Origin of the sequence: Parabacteroides sp. TM07-1AC, from assembly GCF_003480915.1 — a bacterium.
Lineage (GTDB): Bacteria > Bacteroidota > Bacteroidia > Bacteroidales > Tannerellaceae > Parabacteroides > Parabacteroides chongii.
In genome coordinates this window covers 807,191-827,356 of sequence record NZ_QUKD01000002.1, presented here as the reverse complement: position 1 = coordinate 827,356, position 20,166 = coordinate 807,191, and the positions used below count along the sequence as shown (strand labels likewise).

General features: G+C 44.6%; 5 protein-coding genes. 2 read left to right on the top strand and 3 right to left on the bottom strand.

Going from position 1 to position 20,166, the window contains the following annotated elements; translation table 11 throughout:
- Position 1: 1 nt before the first annotated feature.
- From DXD68_RS07730 to DXD68_RS07720, 3 genes are all read right to left on the bottom strand, one after another.
- Positions 2-5,659 (bottom strand): alpha-2-macroglobulin family protein, encoded by a 5,658-nt coding sequence (locus DXD68_RS07730; RefSeq protein ID WP_122361037.1) that lies wholly within the window; start codon positions 5,657-5,659, stop codon positions 2-4.
- A 194-nt stretch (positions 5,660-5,853) separates the two neighbouring features.
- Positions 5,854-6,351, bottom strand: a complete 498-nt coding sequence (locus tag DXD68_RS07725; protein ID WP_122361036.1) for a dihydrofolate reductase — start codon at positions 6,349-6,351, stop codon at positions 5,854-5,856.
- 71 nt (positions 6,352-6,422) lie between these two features.
- Positions 6,423-7,217: a thymidylate synthase gene (locus DXD68_RS07720; protein WP_122361035.1), complete on the bottom strand. Its 795-nt coding sequence runs from the start codon at positions 7,215-7,217 to the stop codon at positions 6,423-6,425.
- An 828-nt stretch (positions 7,218-8,045) separates the two neighbouring features.
- Between DXD68_RS07720 and DXD68_RS07715 the strand changes: the two genes are divergently transcribed.
- Positions 8,046-13,181: a DUF6383 domain-containing protein gene (locus DXD68_RS07715; RefSeq protein ID WP_122361034.1), complete on the top strand. Its 5,136-nt coding sequence runs from the start codon at positions 8,046-8,048 to the stop codon at positions 13,179-13,181.
- Between the two features lie 306 nt (positions 13,182-13,487).
- Positions 13,488-20,156, top strand: coding sequence for an MBG domain-containing protein (locus DXD68_RS07710; RefSeq protein ID WP_122361033.1), 6,669 nt, complete (start codon positions 13,488-13,490; stop codon positions 20,154-20,156).
- The last annotated feature ends 10 nt before the right edge of the window (positions 20,157-20,166 follow it).

Sequence of the window (20,166 nt, the reverse complement as noted above, 5' to 3'; positions counted from 1 at the left end):
TTCAATTAACCGTTAGCTTCTCGCTTTCCGTATGCGAAACAAATTCGGGAGCGTACAGGCATTGAATTGTACTGATTCCACCTGCATATTCTCCTGTACGTGTTACGTAAACAGGATATTCGATAACGAAAGTTCCTGCCGGCAGACGGTTAAAGAAGAAGTTCTCCGATACGTCTGTCGGTGACTGGTAATACATTACTCCGTCTCTGAATTTCGTTCCTGAAATCTGGTCGGCCGGTTCGAAACATCCTGCCCGCAAGTCTTTTAGGAATACATAATCCATTTCACGATCTGTGCGGATAGTCAGGCGTACTACCACTTTATCGCCTATGCGAAGTTTACCGTCGGTTACCGGCTGTATCTGTAGGCCGGTGCCGCTATTGCTTTCGATGAACAATTTCTTTTCAACGTTGAGTACACCCTTCTGTTTATCTACCTTATTTATATTTTCGAAGTACTGCTCATAGACAGCTCCCCAGGCAGGCGTATTTCCTTCCTTCCGAATGGAAATAGAATTTCTTTCGGAAGAAATTTCTTTTTCATCCAGTACGACCTTCAGATAACCGGTTGCCGTTTCACCTTCGGCAGTGCTGTATGTTTTACCTCCCCAGTCGACGGTGCAGGTATTGTTATCATTCAGCCAGTCGCTTCCGGTCAATAATAGGGCGTAGATCGCATTCAGTGTAGCAGGAACCGATTCCCAGTTCTGAGTACGTTTCTGGTTCAATAACCATTGCTTCATGCGGTCGGTATCTTTAGAGTCCGGCGATAAAGTATTGAATACTTTCATCAACAAGCAATGGGTATCGATCGGGGAGATAAAGAAACCGTTCTCTCTCCGGTTGTTCGCCCAATACATGCCCTGTTCGGTAGAGACGGTAGCCGTCTTACGCAACCAGGCAAGGATCTCGCTGGCCACTTCTTTTTTACCGTTCCGGTGCATCAATAGGGCAATTTCTCCTTTACCGTAAAGGTTCTGTTTATTCCATGTTTTTTCAGCCTGTGTCGTGTAGAAACGAATCGCTTCGCGGGCCTCACCCAGTTCAGGTATATCCCGGTAAGAGCTACGGACGAATAAAAATTCCAGTTGCAATGAGTTCGGTGAACTGGCCTGCCACTTTTTATCGACTTGTTGCAGGCGTTCGTAATCCGATTGCATCTGTTTGTCCAGATACCTGAGCGCCTTCATCTGCATCTCTTTTTCTTCTTGTCCGTATTGAACAGCACCCAGTTCTACCAGTTGCGACATTCCTTTCAGGATATGCAGTGTGATTTCGCGGCTGGGATAGAAACCTTTGAACCAACCCCATGCGCCGTCTTCATTCTGTTGCTTCAACAATTGTTGCAAAGCCAGTTCGCGTTGTTGGGCAGCACGATTCAGGTCGAACAATAAGGATAACCGTTGCTTCTGCTCTGTTTCGTTGTCGGCAGCCAGTACCCACGGCGTTTCTTGAAGCAGGATATTTTTCAGTTCCTGGTTCTTTTCCAAATTTGAATACAAGGTTGAAGCTGTTCCTCCCTGGGCCTTCCACTGGCTGATCACTTTCTGTATGCGCGGATTGGCAGTAGCGATATAGTTAGCCAGTGTGTTGCTGTAATACGAAGCGAACCATGAAATGATATTGTCGTTGGCCGGCTGCGTTAATGTCGGCAGGGCCTGTACGGCATACCAGATCGGGTTGGCTGTCAGTTCCAGCGTCATACAGAACGGCTTACGGGTTCCGGTAGATTGATTGCCGGATAACCGAATTTGCTTTTCGTTTTCTCCCATCAAGTAGAACGGCGTGCTTTCCGTAATAAGCAATTGGTTCGACAGAACCGGGATCAGGTGTTGTTCGCCATCGCTGCCTGAATCCGAGTCGGCTACGATACGGATTCCGATCAGGTTGGTTGTTTCCGGCACGCGGAATGTCCATGAAGCTGTTGTAATACTGTCGGCTGCCAGTGCGAATGCTTTTTGCGATTTGGTCAGGCAGATCACCGGCTGGTCGGTTGCCGGATCAAACAGTTCCAGTCTCACCCGTCCGGTGATAGACTCTTTCGAATTGTTTATCACCTGTGTGCTGACGGATACTTCATCCCCCTGGCGCATAAAACGCGGAAGATTCGGCACGACCATCAACGGCTTACTGCTGATCACTTCTTTTGTCAACAGACCGTATTTCATATCGGATGTATTGGCCACAGCCTGGAACTTCCAGGTTGTATTGCTTTCCGGTAAAGTGAATTGCAACTCTATATCTCCTTCTTTGTTCGTCAAGAGAGAAGGGTAGAAGAATGCTGTTTCATTAAAGTTCTCCCTTACCTGCAACATTGTTTCTTGCGGTGTATCCGCAGCACCTTCATCCATTTTCTGCGACTGTGAAACAACCGCATTTTCTTCCAGTACACCTCCGGTAATCGTTACGGCATCATCTAATATATATTCAACAGCTTGGGATTCTGCCATCATCGGGGCGGCCGACGATTTCATCATGATACCTCCGCCATAGGCTCTACGGTTTCTGAAATCCATAATGCCTTGCCAGTTCAAGCGGTCATACTGATAATCAGGTATATTAATACGATCAGGTCTTCCGGCATCATACATCATTTTCTGATCCATACCGGTTCCTGTATTAAAGAATGGAATGTTCAGGTAAACAGAACGTTCCGGATTGAAGTACCAGCTGAACGGTAAAATCTTATCCAGTGAGGCGTCGTACATGCTTGCCAGTACCTCTGCACTAACGGGAACGGAATCAGCATCCAGTATGCGGAATTTCCAGGTTTCCCGGCTACCCGGCAGCAGACGGTCGCGGAAGGTCGTCGGTTTAATAGTCAGACGGCGGTCCGGTTGCTGACGTTTGATTTGCGACTGGGTGGTGTACAACCTTCCGTTCTTTACGAAGGTGAAGCTGGCAACAATACCTTTTCCATAGCTTTCCAGGAATGGAATACGGAAAAGATGGTTCTCATTGTTTAATACCAACCGTTTACGTGAAATACATTTGCCATCCTGATACAATTCATAAAGGACATGAGCCTCTTTGTCGGATGTACCGAACAGTATATTGGCTTCTTCTCCCGGCAGGCAATCGGTCTTCTCATTCAATAACCATAGATGTGTGAATACCGGTGGTCGTTTATCTCGCAGACTATATAATATAAAGTCTTGTTGTGTAGTGGCTGGACGACCTTTTGAATCTTTGGCTTCCAGTTTGATGCGATAACGACCGGCAGCCAGTTTTTTGAATGCTTCTTTGTCGATGGCCTGTCCGGAAACGAATTTGCCGGCTCCGACCTGTTGTTCTTCTTTATATTCTTCCTGTCCGTAGAGGGTCTCTGTTCCTTTATCACTTAATTTATAGATTGTATAAGTACCCTCGATAGTTAGTTTCTCCCCGTTCAGCGTCTGTGCCGATACGATCGCATTAACAGAATCCTTGTCTATTTGTGAGGGGATATCGGTATTCAGGACGATACTGGTTTCTCCGACTGAGAACGTATAGGTTGCTTCCTGCGTCTCTCCGTTACTGTCGGTCAGGGTTGCTGTTACGATGTAACTCTGATAAGGGAAGAAGCTGTATCCGTTTGTCGATTTCTCCGGACGGAATTTGAAGGAGAACGTACCATCGTTGTCGATTGTTGTGGTTCCTTCTGCCACCTGTTCGTTCGTGTTACCACCAAAATAATTGCGCATCCAGAAAGGTTGCTTGTTAATACGGTAAGTCACTTCTCCGCTTTGCAGGGAAACGCCGGAGAAAGTCTGTGCTTTCCCTTCGATCGTCACTTGGTCGCCGAAAGAAATATCTCCTTTGACAGGCAATAGCTCGACAAAGAAAGTCGGGCGTTTGTATTCTTCCACACGTACGCTGGTGCTGGTATACTCGGTGGAAAGGGTGAACATTCCGCTAAGTGTCTGCTGAGGCAATGTAAACTCGCCGTTGAAAGAACCGAATTTGTCGGTCTTCAACTCTTTGGTTGCCACTTCTTTCCAATTGGCATCCCGTAAAGTGATCTTATAGGTTTCTCCTTCTACGGCGTATGGTGTTTCTGTATCGTTGACATAAGCTATACCTTTAAAATAGAGGTTTTGTCCCGGACGATACAATCCCCGGTCGGTGAACAGAGCCAGTTGCGGACGGACTTTTGTTTTATTTTGAATGAGCTGTCCGCCCGGATAAACAAGTGTCAGCATTGAATAAATATCTTCGCGGTGTGTAGCCTGATAACCCATCAATTCGCTTTGGCGGGGAAGAACGGCTAATCCGTCACGGTCTGTTTTCACTGTTCCCTGCTTCTGCAAGTTGCTGCGTTTTCCGGAATAGTAAACGACGGCGGCATCGCTTACCGGCTTTCCGCTCAGGTAGTCTGTCACCAGCACTTCGGTGGAACCGTTGGTCATATTACGTGAAACACTGGCCAGACGACTCACGCTGAACAGGTTGTTGGTCTTTATCTGCGTACCGGGCACCGTAATGATACATTCGTACAATCCCATATCTCCCATCGGGATAACAAGGCTTGTGTCCGACTCTGTGTATGTGTTGGGCTGTGATAAAGAGAAAGTAACCTCTTTAACGAGTGCACCGAGTGCCTGGCTGGTGTCTTTTACATTATAATAGGTTGTCTGCAAAGGTGTTTTCAGACTTTTGTATATACTAACGGTGATCTTGGGGATATTCCTGTAATTAACTTTCAGGTTCAACTCTTTTCCCGGATAGATCGTATTCTCTGTATTGACGCGTAACAGCGGATTTTGCATTTCCGCCAACCGATTCTTTAATAGGCCGATCCGTTCGTAGTTCGGGAAACGGGCAATTGTCTCCTTACAAATATTGTATTCTATTGTCTTGAGGGAATCCTGTTTTGCCGGATTGTTATAATCGCCGGCAGACATCAGTGCATTTAACCGGGCGGCAACGATTTCTACCGAGTAATCCTTATCGGCATACACTTTCTGCAAGCTGTCGAGAGCGGCCTGATAGGGAACTCTATCCTTTTCCTGATAAAGGGAAGGATATTTGAACGAAAGGTAATCAAGGGTGGTAAGTACCACTGCCTTTTTATCCGGTTGCGTATTCAGATAAGCGATTAGTTCTTCGTATATCTCTGTTGAGGGATCAATATCCAGGGCACGGAATGCCAGGAAATCATACAGGGTAGGGCGAAGGGCCGGAGTATCTTTCCCTGTTTCAAGGATTGCCTTGAATTCGGATACGGGTGTTTGCTTCAACAGGCCGGCCGGTTGCAGCGAAGCATTTAGTTCCTCCTTGATTTTTTGGGTGAAAAGATTGGAAGTCCATTCGCGGATATCTTCCGGAACGTAACCGACCAGGTCGGTCCGCTGGTTGATCTTCCACCGGTTCTGTATGTAATAGCGGTTGTACATTTCAGCCACCATCGAATGGAGTACGGCTGTCGAGGCCGGCTCTTTGCATTCGGCTGCATAGTTTTCCACTTCTTTAATAAGCGCAGGAAAGTCGTCCTCGTTCACTTCGAGTTGCTCTTTCATCCGGCCGATCAAAGCTTTGATCAGTTGCGGTGTGTTCTTACCTTGAATGGCTTCGGTAATCATTTTGCTTTCGTTTTTTGTTTGTGCCGCTGTCGTATACATGATAACTGCTGATAAACAGCACAGTATCAATGCGGAAACAATAATAGCTTTTATCTTCATATCTGTAATGGGTTTACATGTTAAACAACGTTCTTTGCTATATAGATACAAAGAAAGACTAAAAAGATGTAAACCTGTTGTTAATAAGGTGTAAACTTCAGTATGGGATACATCAAAGAAAATGGGTTTATATAATAGCAGACGATCAGACCGTCTGCTATTATATAAACCCATGAGCCCTGAAAGATATTAAATTATTTCTTACGGTGATAAGTAAGGAATGTATACGGATAAGCATGTTTGGCATCAGCCGGAAATTCCTGGCGTTCCACCTCTTCCCACATATCCCAGTTTACGACAGGGAAAAATGTATCGGCATCCTTAAACTCTCCGTGTACGCGTGTGATGTACATCTTGTCTGCGATACGTAACGCCTGACGATATACCAAAGCACCGCCAAGGATGAATATTTCATCTTCTTTTTCGCAGATATCCAATGCAGCGCCCATTGATTCGCAGGCAAAGCAGTTTACAAAACCTGCTTCCGGCATAGTAGTCAGGATCACGTTCTTCCGGTTGGGAAGCGGTCCTTTAGGCAGAGATTCGAATGTTTTACGTCCCATGATCACGGCATGGCCGGTGGTCAAGTCTTTGAAACGTCGCATGTCGGCTGGCAGACGCCATAACAACTTGTTGTTTTTACCAATCGCGTTGTTCTCTGCAATTGCGGCAATGATTGAAATTGTACTCATAAACTTATCAATTTATATAGTCTGTTTATACTCTCTATCTCTTTAATTGTCTATTCTCCATTGTCAATTGTTCAGACCGCCACTTCCCCTTTGATATGAGGATGCGGGTCGTAGCCGGTCAGGTTGAAATCTTCAAATTTGAAATCGAAGATGCTTTTTACATCCGGATTAATCTCCATCCGGGGGAGAGGACGCGGTTCGCGGGTAAGCTGTAGTTTTACCTGTTCAATGTGGTTGCTGTAGATATGTGCATCGCCCAGCGTATGAACGAAATCTCCGGCCTTCAGTCCTGTAACTTGTGCCATCATCTGCAGTAACAGTGCGTAGGAAGCAATATTGAAAGGTACGCCCAGGAATATGTCGGCACTGCGCTGATACATTTGCAGGCTCAGCCGTCCGTTTGCCACATAAAACTGGAAGAACGCATGACACGGCGGAAGGTTCATGTTTTCCAGGTCACCCACATTCCAGGCACTGACAATGATCCGTCGGGAATCCGGATTATGTTTGATCGTGTCGACAGCTTCACTGATCTGATCGATGGAACCTCCCTTGTAGTCCGGCCATGAGCGCCACTGGAAACCGTAGATATGTCCCAGGTTTCCGTCAGGGTCTGCCCATTCGTTCCAGATACGCACGCCATGTTCCTGAAGATACTTCGCATTCGTATCTCCCTGCAGGAACCAGAGCAGTTCGTATATGATCGACTTCAGATGCAGTTTCTTCGTTGTAAGCAGAGGGAATCCCTCTTCCAGATTGAATCGCATCTGGTGGCCGAAAACACTTTGTGTACCGGTCCCGGTACGGTCTTCCTTCCTGACACCTTCGGCCAATACGCGATCCAGCAATTCTAAATATTGTTTCATTTTTATCTCTCTAGTAGCTTACAAAAATACGAAAGGGATTTGTATTAAACAACAGGTATGTTTTAAAATGCCTTTTCATCCGTTTACACATTGTAATGAGACGGACGTTTTTGATAGGCTAAATGATAGGTAAAAAATATTGTCTGGTAGGGTAATATCATTTATACGGTATACTAGTCTGATTTAGCCGCCCGGCTAGTGACAAAATGATAATCGGGGGATGGGGAGTAGTGTGTATCTTACGTTTATATAAAAGCTGAAAAAATTATATTATACAATTAAGGGGAATGGGTAATTTTGGATATATATTTATTAATATTAAAGTACGCGTACGTTAGTTTAATGTGCTTCCGGAGCCTGGATCGACCACAAAAAAAGATATGCAAATAAATAGACTAAATTCTTGGTATGGAATAAATATCAAAGGCGGATGCCCGATTTCGAATGACTAAAAAAAACGTTCCTTTTTTTCGTTCAGCAAAAATACGCATTCCTTTCGAACCTGCAACCCTTTTCAGAACTTTTTTCACTTTTCTATCTGCTTTCTTATCAGTACGATACGGAAACAAGGACAAAATACCCGCTTTTTGTTACAAAAGTAAAAGAATCTTAAACGACTGACTAGAAAAAAGGAACGTTTTAGCTCGTCAAATCGGCAATCGACGGGTAAAAAGGATGCCGATATACAGGCATTTAACAGTTCCGTTAAAATGCTTTTTCTTGTGTCCTACGGGGTTAGGCGGCTGAAATGAGCAGAGAGAGGCTAAATGAGAGGAAAATAATCAATTTGAGTATAGATCATAATTTTATTAATTAAATGTTTTACGTATGAGAAAAAGTACTTTGGTAAAAGGCGGGTCGGCCGCTCTTTTATGTGCTATGGCCTTTTATGGTTTGTCTCCGGTGCTGAATGCGGCAGGGGAAGACTATACCAATATTAAGGCTAAATGGTATGAAGCAGTGAACACTGAAAGCGCGTGGAATGATGAGGCGGACCTTATTGAAGGCTCGATTCATTTGAAACCGATCGACAAGGTGAATGTTCACGATCATTGGGAAGCTAATTCGACTTCTTATGGCAATTATGAGTCGATGATCGACTTTACAAAGATGAATGCAGGTTTGATGAATGGTGTTTTCGTAACCTTCTTCAATCTGGATGAAAGTGATGGCTCTAACTATCTGAGGCCTTTTACCGGAAAGTATCTGGAGATGGCTTATTCGGATATTAAGAATCACGAAGAAATGAACACGGCCGAATATCTGAAATTTACAGATGACAAAGGCAATACTGGACTAGGTATTTATCAGAACCAGACTGCCAGTTCACGTGTAGACTTCCTGTACAGCACAAAAGGCTTGACAGGTGTTGAAAGCGTTGAAATGGACATTCGTGCTTTTGGTAATACAGACCTGGTAAACCGTACGATCGACTGGACATATGACGTATATGTTTATGATCTGGCAGGTGAATTTGTAGGTCAGATGGTTACAGACCGTGAAGTTTTCACAGCCAGCAACCATGAAATAGCAACAGCCCATACGCATCATATTAAAGCGCATGTTTCTGATGCCAATAATACGAGTGCTGATTCATGGCAGCAGGGCTCTTTGGACAACAAGATGATCATTGTTATGTTCAGAGGTGCTAAATCGGTTGCTGACGATGCAGTAGAATCTACAGGTTCGAAGAACACAGAACCGTTGACAGTATTCACAAATGCAAGATTGGCGTTCAATCGTCCGAGCGTTGCTTTCGGTGCTGCAAATACAAAGATATTTGAAGCCGGTGCCGGACGTAATACTTCTTGCGCTCCTGATACATTGACAACAACAGTAGATCTGTGGAATACATTGTATAAGAACAGCAAGTCAAACAATGAATATACTGCCACTTTCGGTAGTAGTACGACTCGCGATGTTCTGGCCTTTATCGATCAAACTCAGGCTCCGAAAGAAGAGTTGGCATATTATGAACTGAATGTTGAATATCCGTTTATCGTTGATAAGATGGAAATCTCTCAGATGGGTGATATGTCGAAAGTTGAGGGTTGGGTATCTTTGGATGAACTGGCAACAGATTCACCTAACAAAATTGTTAGAAAAGGTACACCGGGTGTAGATAAGAAAGTTACCTATCTGATCCCTCGTGAATTCTTCGTTCAGACAGATGCTAGCGACGATCGCGATTGCAAATCAAGCGCTCGTTTCACTTATTACTTCGCTCCTCAAGAAGTAAAAGCATTTGAAAAATCTAACTATATTTGGTCTACTATCACAGCTGAAGCTTCAGATACAGCTCGTTATGCACTTCAGGCTACTTCTGTTCCTGAATATAACGAATTGAACGATCTGCACTTCGACGAATATCTGGATTTCAAGACTGCAAAAGTTAGCTTCAAGAACCTGCCTTATTTCAATTCATTCGACAACGGTCGTTACATGGATGAAATGCATTATGGTGAATTATTGCTGGTTAACCGGACAAAAGCTCCTAGACATTCAACCGATCGTTACGATGACGATGTGAATATCAAAGGTTGGAAGATCGTCTTCCTTGATGATGATAATAAGAAAGACTCTACTTATGTGCCGGGTCGTTATCTGCCGATGACAGTTCACGGACAGAGCTATATTGACTATGCTGCATGGCTGGAAGAACATGGTTGTCCGGAATGCTGCATTGAAGATGAACCGGAAGTGGTTGGTACTTATGCAACAGTAAAAGTAATCGACTGCTCAGGTAATATCTATCCGAACATCGTTAGCGTTAACGCTATCTTCAAATATCACCGTGGTGATGTAAACATCGGCGACGACGAGTCTAAATATGTAAATGAAACATATACTATCAATCCGGCTCTGACTTACGATGCTTCTATCGCAAGATATTTTGAAAATGGAGAAGTATTGGCTAATACGACTTATACTTACACCGGTCAGGATCTGATGGATAAGGTAGGTGGTGCAGTTTATTCAGGTCCGATCAAGGTCTTCGGTAACAATACATTCGTATGGTTCCAGGATACTGACCAGTCTCTGTTAAGCCACGCTATGGGTGTTCTTAGCTCTGAATTCCTGAAATATTTCGAACGTATCGACCGCAAAGATTTCTTCTTCGCTCCTTACGACGAATGGGATAACTACAAATATGAGTCAAGACCTCACACTGTTAAGATCTTCGCAACAGGTTTGAAACCGGATGTTCCTGGTGGAAAAGTTGCTTCTATCAAGGTCTTCAAAGAACAGTTCTCTAAAGGCGAAAGCTTCGACGATGCAGTTTATCATACAAATGCGTTCATGTTCACAGGTGAAAGCCTTGACTTTGCGAAAGTATATGTGAAGAAAGGTACTCAGGAAAGACCGATCGAAGAATATAGCGGTGCTACATTCGGCAAATTTATCGGTATGAGCATAGGTGATACTTTGATCTACAAGGTAGACCTGGATAATGACTATGCAGTACAGTACGTAGAAGAAAACGGTCTTGATATGACTGTTAAATATGTACCTTACAACGACGTGAACCTGCTTCCGATTGAAAAAGAATATTGGGATTATTGCTGCTTCGAAGGCACTCCTAACGTATTCAATCACGTAGCTCAGTTCGGTGTAACTGCTTCTAACAAGAAAGGTTGGAACGAATTTTATACATTCGGTACTACCGACAGAGGTTTGACAACAACAATGAATGCGGATAAGATCATCGGTTCATATACAAGCTTCTATTCATTCCTGACTCAGCAGTTCGGTTCTTGCAATGACTGCGGTAGTGGCGGTTATCCGAATGCAAACTATAGTAGTAGCATAGGTAGCTCTGAAGGCAACTGGGTTCCTGCTCCGAACCTGATCTATAACGAAATCTTCCGTAAGGATTACAAGACTCGTTATGTAAATACTTGCTATCCGGTACGCGACGGTCAGTTCATCATTTCCGGTTTGAACATTACTGAGCCGGTTGATATGGATGTATTCTCTAACAAGAAAGGTGCTTTCGATTATGAAGTAACAGTTCTTGCCGACCTCAATGGCGAACCTTATGGTAAAGTGGATACAGTAGGTACGACAGTTCAGATCTCTCCGAACAAATACGGTGAAGTATTGGCTCTTGTTTCTGCTAAGTTCGATCCGAAAGATCGCGATGGCATTGCAATGACTATCGATACAATTACAAGTGGTGCTGAAAAAGGTATGTGGGCTCGCTACTATGCGAAAGACTCTATCCGTCTGGCTCCGCAACAGCATGCTTCTGACGTTGAAAGATGGAACCGCGTGTACTTCTTCGACCTGGATGATTACAAACATAATTTGACATTTGAAGATGAAAAGTGGAAACACTTCGGTATCTGGGCTCCTTACGGTGTTAATATTACCGATACGCTGACAGCTACTATCAAGGGTGACGTGAAAGTTCCTGAAGTATGGTATAGCTCTGACGCTGCTGGTAAGAACAGAATCGATGCATTCCAGTTCGGTGTTGTAAATGGTGGTGCTTCTAAAGACTCGGTATTCTATATCCAGGGTCGTGACCTGCCTCATTACGGTACTACTGTGAACGATACGGATCCTAAGGTTGAACAGGAAATCAACTTGTTGAGCGCTTCTGACTTGTTCACATTCGGAACAAATAAATCAAAAGAAGTGAAACTGTTCATCCGTGAAAAATCAATGGAACTGGCTGGTACAGTTGAGGAAGCTCCTTATATCTATACAGGTGCTGCCGGCGAACTGGTTAAGAATGTTCTTCGTGGTGACGTAGCTGCCAAGATCGATATTCGTGCAACTCCGAATGTAGAAGATCTGTGTGACGTAGAGAATAAACTTTCTCTGGCTGCAGTATGTGACGTTCAGCAGGATCTGCCGCTGGTATTCACTGCCGGTCTTGAAATGCCGTATATCAAAGATATGGAACCGGGTGACGTTGGTGGTAGCGATGCTCGCATCAAATGGACAGCAACTCCGGGTGCTCAGTACTATCAGGTAGCTGTAGGTCGCTTCACTCCGAAGTATACTTCTGAAGATGTATTCATGTCTGAAGTACGTGCTGACGATGCAAGCAAGACTATTTGGGTTGAATTGTTCAACGCAACAGGCGATGTGATTCACCGTGATAATAAAGTTAACTACTGGTTGGAAGTAACTAAAGAATATACGGATGCTGCAGGTGCACCTAAGAAGGAGGTAACTAAGGTAAGCGTAGACAACTTCGAACTGCAAGGTAATACGCAACCGATCGACAGAAACTGGGGTTATGCTCCGATTGCCCATCAGATGGACAACATGGATCTGACTACAGACATCACGAAACCGGTTAAATATACAATCCGCCTGATGGAAGGATTCCAGACAGACGCTCATCAGATCGACATTTATCTGTTCGATACTCCTGCAACATGGATGGTAAGAAAACCGGTACAGGGTATGCCTATTAATGGTGGTGACTTCAATACAGGTGACTGGAGAACTGAAGTAGGTTCATTGCCTACGGCTTATTACGAATGGCAGGATGATATCAACTTCGACGGTGAAGAATCGTTCAAGGTTGCTGCAACTGCAACATCGATAGCTGTTCATAACCTGATCCCGCAGACAGCTTACACTGCACGTGTTCGTGCATTCAACGAGTGTGTCGGTGGTGAAGAAATGATTCCGTCAGAAGACTTCTATGACTTCGCAACATCTAAGACTGCTACCTCTACAGGTGACATCTACTTCGATGAAGCTGAAAAACATAATCCGGTTTCTAACGAATCTATCAATACAACTGACGTAACAGTTCTGGGTGGCCAGGGTAAGGTAACGATCCTGAATGCTGCTAACAAGAAAGTTGTCATCAGTAATGTATTAGGTCAGACCGTTGCCAACACAACGATCACTTCTGACAATGTTACATTCAACGCTCCTGCAGGAATCGTGGTTGTAGCTTTGGAAGACGGAACAATTGTTAAGGCAGTCGTTAAGTAAGACATGAATAACTATTGATATAAAGAAGTTTATAATCAATAATTTCTAATAGCCGCGTGGCGGATGTAGAGACGTTGCTTGCAGCGTCTCTACCTGACACCAATTAACCTGCGAAGGCGAAAAGGCGGGTATTAATACTAAAGTAATGAAATATAAATTCTTCCGCCTTAGCTCTGTGAAGAATGAAAGCGGATACAAACCCTGGCGGAGTCTATTTGTCAGGGTTTGTATTATGTTTTATGCAGACTTGGTTATAAGCACTTACTGTCTATTGATTGAAGTATAAACAAATTAAAATAATTGCGTATGAACAAAGTATACTTAATCGATGTGAGTAGGCGACTACTTATATTCGTACTATTATTGGGAGGGTATATCACACAAGCAGTTGCAGCAGACATTTATGTCCCCGTAAAAGATGTCCTGTCGTTTTATCAAGGAACGGAATATGCTAATAAAGTGCAGCTGGAATCCCATATCCAAAGTTTATTGCAGGATGCTGTTAGTGGAACAGCGATCATTTCGGAGGTTGTAGTTCAGAGAAATAATGGAACTCTCCCTCCTGCTGAATTAGGTGTTAACTCCTTTAGTTATACCTTTAATATATCTGGAAGTTCCGGTGACTTTGCTTTTAGGCGAACAGTCGGTGATGACCTGATTTCTCCAACTTCGATTCAATTAACTGGTAATACTGTGAATATTGCCGTGTCTAATGCTATCGAGATCAAGGCCCGTCAGGCTGTCGGTAATCTGAATTTCCCGGCAAACTGGGGTAATTATGTGTATGGAACGCCTATCAGTGACCTGAATACCAAAATACAGGTATTAGGTATGTCCGGGGTATCGATTACTGATGCTTCGGTTTTCCTGGTTAAAGACGGTTTGGAAATACAATATACAGGCAATAATAGTCTGGAAGCGGGAGAATATGACGTAGTGGTTACGTTCCCGCCGACTGAACAGTTTGCCTATTCTCCCTCTCTGAGTAACTGTACCCAACAAGCTATCGGTTCTTACATTTCTACAGTAAAGCTGAAAGTAAAAGAGAAACCGATCAACAATACCGTATTCCCTGTATTTGCAGAAGGAGTAGGCGGCCTGGGCAAGATGGCTGCAAACACAAATCTGATCAGGGCGAAGAATCAGATCAATAACAACATTAATCCTTCCGACTTTATCTCTGAGATAAAGGTCTATTCCGATGCCAATTTCAGCAATGAAGTAACAGCGGGCAAACTGGTCCCGGGAGCTGTATACAGCTATCGCGTCGTGCTTCTGCCGAATTATGGTAAAGGTAATAATGTGTCGGCCAGTGTTGGAGGTGCTACGATCAACTTCAATACAGCACAGCATAGTTATGATATCGTAAATGCGATTTCGGTTGAAAAGAATACGTTGGCAGTAAAATTGCCGGACTTCATTTCCAGCCCGATCCGTATCGGCGACTATAACGATAATGCTGCAATGGCAACGATGCTGAAACAACTGATCCAGGATATCAATCCGGATATGGTCGACCAGAACCTTGTTCCGAAGGTGGATATCACCGACGGTACGGTTTCTTCTTCTATGCCGGACAATAGCCTGTTGGGTTATAAGGTAACCGTACAAGGCGATCTGACAAAGACCGGTTTGACTTTTGTAACGAATGGTAATGTAGCTTCTACAAACCTGACTGTCAACGGTAATGTTTGTTCGTTCAAAAATTCACTGTTGTTCGTAACTACATTGCCTACAACCCATTCTTTGGCTTATCCGGGCAACTATCAGATCGACTACGAAAAAGATATGCTTCCGAATGCGGTCATCCGCCGTATCAAGAGCGACTTACTGGTTCGTAATGCAGGTGTATTAGGAAATGAAACATTCATTGTTCGCCTGATCAATAATGACCTGAGCAATAAGAATGCAATCGCAGAAACAGACGATTCGTTCGGCTATAAGATCATTATCACCAAGAGTGCAACTTTGCAGGAAATAGAAACACCGACCAACCAACGGATCAACGTGGTTGATAAAGGTACGACTATTGAAATCACTTACTCAAAGAGTATCGCTATCGTTCCTCGTCCGGCTATCGACTTCACATTCGGTGAATATACCGTTCAATATGTGAAAGATATGACCTCAGCACAGGTGGCGGAAAAGGTACGCGAATACATCTATCTGGCAAATCCGTTTATTGCAGAGTATATAACGAATGTACAGATCACCAATAACCGGATCAGAGAAAATATGGGTACGGCTACCTACCGGGTAACGTTAAGTGCTGACCTGGATGTTCTCTTCTCGGAAGTAACCGTGAACGGACAGCCGCATAGCTCGACTACATTTGAAGGTACTGTAAACATCACTCCGCGTCCGATCGCAAAAGTGAAACTGTATAAGTATGAGTTCAAGAAAGAAGGCGCATCCGACGATATGATCGCAAAAGCGATCCTGGCTGACCTGCTTTTGAAGAACCCGGATATGAAGGGGGCTTATATCTCCAGCGTAACATTAGTACCTGCCATCGGCAGAGATCTTTATTCGTATACTGTCGTATTCAATCCGAATGACAATATCCAGAAGATCGAAGTATCTAATGAAGACGGAGGTCTTATTATTCCGATAGAATGGGGAGGTTATACAACGGCAACTTATCTTCGCTCGGTACGATTAACCGACAACGGTCAGTCGTTGGCGGAATACCCGCTTCCGATCAATGTACAACTGCCTCTGTGGGAACGTCCGTTCGGACAGACTGCCGACGAGTATGCACAAGACTTGTTGAATGATTTCAGGCTGACTCCGGGTGCAGACCGCGTAACAGTTCCTGACCTGAATAACTGGGGTGTGAAAACATATCTGATCAACAACGAAACTTCTACGGGAGACGTTCCGGTACGTATTGCCGGCGAAAGTTATCCGCAGGTATCCGACCTGTATGGTTACGAAGTGGTTGCTGGCGCTAATACCCAGTTCTCCGAATACTATACATTAAATTATACGGCACCGTCCAGCATTCACCTGACCAGGAACGGTAACGATGTGATTGCCAAATTGGCTCTCCGTATAGTAAAAGCAAAACGTACGCTTACTTTACCGGAAGTGAATGTCACTTATAATGACATCAATACGAAAGTCGCTTTACTTGACTCCGTAAAGAAAGCAGTGCTGGAAGATCCGGCTAATGAAGAATTTTTCGAACTGGTAGCTAAGACAGGTGTTAAACCTTTGAAGAGCTTTACAGTTACTATCAATAATATAGAAGAAGAAGGAACAACCGTTGCCGGGACCTATACTTATTCGGTAGCATTCGTTCAAAAGGTAACGGATAATATCGAAATAAGAGAAGCAGGTCCGAAGACATTGGTTGTCGGTCAGGCTCCGGTTGTCTTTACATTCCCGACAGATATTACATATCGTTATGGAAAACGTAAAGTGGCTATCGAAGCTGACATCCTCAGTCAGTTCCTGGCAGCTAACGAAGGTCTGTTAAGCGCATATACCTGCTTCGAAAATCCGGCAGACCTGTTCAAGGTTATGTTGACTAGTGCTGATTGTTCAGCAGAAGAAACAGAAACGTTGCCGAAGAACGGTGATTACGGTTACAGAGTAGATGTACTTGATGCGAACCTGTTGTCGAACTTCCTGCTTGACAACCAATTCGGCAGTAACTTCCATAATGTACAGAACTCTGTTCAGATCGGTCAGCGTAAACTGACTATCACACTGCCTACTTATCTGGCCGCTACAGCCGAAGAAGAAACAGCCGCGAAAGCTGCATTTACATTCGGTAAAGCGACAAAGGCAGAGATCGAGCAAATGATCTACGATGATATCGTTGCTTTGAATGGTGCGAAGATCAAGAGTGATTATACATTGGCAGTCAGCCTGGTTACTACCAAGGCGCAATTGGATAAAAATAATCCTGTAATCGGCGACTACAACTATACTGTTGAACTGACCTCAGCCGATTATATTTTCGTTTATCAGATCGAAGGTGCTGAAGTGACTGACGGACCGGGTACGGATGTCGTTACTGCTGTCAACGCAGTGAAGGTGGTTGCTCCGGGTGTCGTTGTGACATTCAACGAAGAAAAGCTCGAAGGTGTCTGGACGATCGTTGCCGGTAAACCGGTATATGAGCTGACCAACCTGACACTGGCAAGTGACGATTATGGATTTACCTTGATTTCTATAAAGGAAGATCCGGAGAATCCGACACCGGCCATGACAGCTGCACGCTGGAACCAGTTGTTCAAGAACAATAAGTTACATTGGGCATTGTACCGTAACAATAAACTTCAGTTCCACGGTAATACATTAAACAGTGTCCTGGTCGACTCTGTAAAGAACAATGTTACCCAGGGTAATTATAAACTTCGTATCGTAGACGCTTCGACATTGAAAGCAGCTATCGGTAACTTCGAAATCCAGTTGGATGCCGATCTGGCTAACCTGAAGGTGATTCCGGCAACAGTAGAAGTGAAAGCGGCTAAAGATGCTTATACAAAAGTGTACGGCACGGTCGTTACTAAAGATACCGATCTGAATGCGAAACTTGTATTTGCCACAGAACCGAAGCTGACCGCAGCTAAACTGCTGGCAGAAAAGAATGTGATCGACCTGTTTGAAACGGTAGATCCGCTCGATACAGACGTTTATGAAGCAACCGCTCCGGTAGGCGACTACCAGATCCGTGCAATCGAAGCAAGGGTGAAAGAGCTGTTTACTCCGGTTATCGGCGTTAAGTTCGTGGCAAGCGAAACGGAGGCTAAAGTATCTGTTACCCCGGTTCCGCTGACGGCAACCGACTTAACGGTTAAAGTATCCGTTACACGCGAATATGGTGAAGAAGCAACAAATGCTGATGTATATGCAGAAGTTTCGGGTAACTTATCCAAAGCCTTCCAGGCAGAGATCACCCAATTGCTGAATGCAGATAAAGTAAACCGTACAAGCTGGCTCGACCTGTCGGGCGTTAACAAGAAGACAGACGTCGGCACATACGAGTTGCGCTTTACATCTTCGGCAGCTACCCGGATCGCAGCCCTGCTTCCGAACTTCGATATCTCCGCTGCTACGCTTATCAACGCAGGCTTGACGGTAACGCCGGCTCCGCTGACCGTACGTGCGAAGAGCTACAACCGTCCTTACGGTGGTGGTAACCCGGATCTCGAAATCGAATACATCGGTTTGAAGAATAATGAATATGAAAACCTGGCGGATGTATTCTCTGTGATGCCGAAGATCGCGACAGATGCGAGATCCGACTCACGTGGTACATACGATATCTACTTCACGGTAAAAGGGGAAGCACGTAATTATACGGTAACTCACGAAAACGGAACCTTGTCGATCGATAAGATCCGCCGTACAATCATCTGGCCGGAAGATCAGCGCAACCTGGTAATCCCGGTAGGTGAAACAGTTGAGTTATCAGCTTACCTGAAATCGGAAGCCGACGGTAAACCGTCTATCTACGATATCCGTTACGAACTGTCGGGCAACGATCGCGAACGCGTGATCCTGTCTGAAACAGCAAGAGGCGTTTATGCAGTAACCGGTAATGTACGTACGGAAGGTGACAACTATGTGACCATCACAGTATTTGCCGATGGCGATGATACCTACGAAGATGCCACTCCTGTAACCGGAACGATCAAAGTAATCGCTCCGGAAGGTGATGCAGCCAAAGTAAATGTAATCATCTCTAATGTGACCAGCATTTACGACAGCAACCCGAGAGCAGTAAGCGTAAAGGTAACCGACGTGGAAACAGGTGAGGCAGTGAAAGACTTCAGCATCTATTACGAAGGCGACCAGTTAGGTTCTGTTCCGACCCTGTATCCGTCTACCCAGGACGCTCCGACAGACGCCGGTGTATATACTGTAACGGTGAAGGCAACGCTCGGTTCCGTCACTTATTCTTACACCGCTAAGAACAAGATGGTGATCGCTCCGAAGCCGGTTGTGGTAACAGCCCGCAGTTTCAATATCCGGTACGGTAGCGAACAACCCGCTTACGCAAATGCATACGATTATAACAAGAGTGACTTCCTGAACGGCGAAGACTTCCTGGTTGGCCAGGCTCCGGTTGTTCGTCTGATAGGATACAACGGTAAAGCCGGCTCATATAAGCTGACTCCGTATTCTGCTCAGGACTTCGGTCGTAACTATGTGATTACTTATGTGTCCGGACTGTTGAATGTCAGTAAGGCTGCCGTGACTATCCAGGCTGATGACAAAGAAACTGTTTATGGTAAGGATCTGGAAGAACTGACCTACACGGCTACCGGCTTCGTGAACGGTGAAACGCTGAAAGACCTCGGTTTCGCTCCGCGTATCAGTTCGACTGTAACACGTACATCGGATGCAGGTGTTTACCCGATCACTTTCTCTGATAATTATACATCTGATAACTACGAAGTTTCTTATGTAGACGGTAAATACAACCTGCAGGCTGCTTCACAGAAGATAAGCTGGAGCCCGGAAACTACAATAGACGTAGAAGGTGGTGATGTGGTTCTTACGGCTACTGCTTCAAGTAAACTTCCGGTTACATTCAATTCGTCTAACGACGCGGTTGCTTATGTAAATCAGATCGGCGACGCATGGATACTGACTCCGGTTACTTCCGGTACGGTAACGGTTACAGCTATGCAGCATGGTAATAAAAACTACAACGCTGCTGAACCTGTGGTGATAACATTCCTTGTGGAGGATGAATATCTGTCGGTAGGCAATGAAAACCTCGTCGTTGCAGACCAGATCGATGTATATCCGAGACTGTTTACCAATACTGTCACAGTGGCTGCTCCGTCTGAAATCAAGCAGGTTGAACTGCTGTCGATGAACGGAACATTACAGACAGTTATTCGCAAACCGGGATCTGTTATTGATCTGTCGACATTTGGATCAGGCATCTATCTGCTCAATGTAACATTGGAAGACGGAACATTCAAATCAGTGAAGATCATTAAGAAGTAACCTGTAAAAC